This is a genomic window from Bradyrhizobium sp. 134, assembly GCF_023074155.1.
In the GTDB taxonomy this organism is placed as follows: Bacteria; Pseudomonadota; Alphaproteobacteria; order Rhizobiales; family Xanthobacteraceae; genus Bradyrhizobium.
In genome coordinates this window covers 1-1,057 of record NZ_JADPKX010000066.1, presented here as the reverse complement: position 1 = coordinate 1,057, position 1,057 = coordinate 1, and the positions used below count along the sequence as shown (strand labels likewise).

Genomic DNA, 1,057 nt, shown 5'->3' with positions numbered 1-1,057 from the left:
TCGGAGCCGAAAACTGGGCCTTGCTCGCCTCGATCGTCGCCACCTGCAAGCTCAACGACGTCAACCCGGCCGCCTACATCGCCGAAACACTCGAGACGATCATCGACGGCCATCCCCATAGCCGCATCGAAGACCTCATGCCGTGGCGATTCCGCAAAACGTCAAGCCAGCCTCAATAGGGTTGCGGCTAAGCGCTTACGCTGCTCGCCTCTGCCGGATTGATGCTGCTCTTGCCGCTGCTAGCATTACAGTTGCCGTTTTGCTTTGAGATGCGCGCGCTGAGCGGCAGCCTGGTGAGCTCTGCGCCAGAATGACCATGCGATGACATGCGCGGGTTGGATCCGCTTTCGAGCAAGCCTGATGGCGATGCGGCGGATTTCCTGGATTGACCAACGGATCAGCGGCGGCGTGGGTGTGCTTTGGCTTTTGCCGGGGGGCGGCGTTTGGTTTTTTTGGGCGGTGGCGGATTGGCGCGATGGCGGATCGCCGCCATCATGGCGAAGGCGAGCATCACCAGGGACACGTGGCGATGCCAGCCATGCCAGGACCTGCTCTCGTTGTGATCGAGCCCGAACTCGTTTTTCGCGGTTTCAAAGCTGTCCTCGATCGCCCATCGATGGCCTTCGACCGCGACCAGCGTTTCAATGGATGTTCCCGCTGGGCACCAGGTGGTGAAGAAGGCGAGATCGCCATCGGCGATATGGCGACGGATCAGCAGACCGCGCGTCCATAAACCATCATTTGCGCTGTTGAACTGCTCGACCTCGAGATCGGCCAGTTCGAGATAACACCAGTCATGCAGCCTCGGTCCTTTGGTTCCGGCTCCCGCCGACAAGCGCTTCCAGTCGGACGGGCGCCGCGTCCGGGCGATGTCTTCGGCCTTGCCGGCGACCGGCTGTCGCTTGCCCCAGGATCGGACGACATGAGAGCTGCTGACCCCGAGCACATAGCCTTTGCCTGCCCGCCGTAGCTGCTGTTCGATATCGCCAACACCGTAGACCGTGTCACCGGCAACCCACTTGAATGGTACAGACGCGGCTATCGCACGTGCGATCAT

At 61.3% G+C, this 1,057-nt stretch carries 2 protein-coding genes; one reads left to right on the top strand and one right to left on the bottom strand.

The features are described from left to right. On the top strand, positions 1–179 hold a 179-nt coding region (locus IVA75_RS25000), incomplete at its 5' end, for a transposase domain-containing protein (RefSeq protein WP_247282315.1). Positions 180–397: 218 nt separating this feature from the next. Here the strand turns inward: IVA75_RS25000 and IVA75_RS24995 are convergent. Next, positions 398–1,057: IS701 family transposase (locus tag IVA75_RS24995; RefSeq protein WP_247359516.1), on the bottom strand; the 660-nt coding region annotated here is incomplete at its 5' end.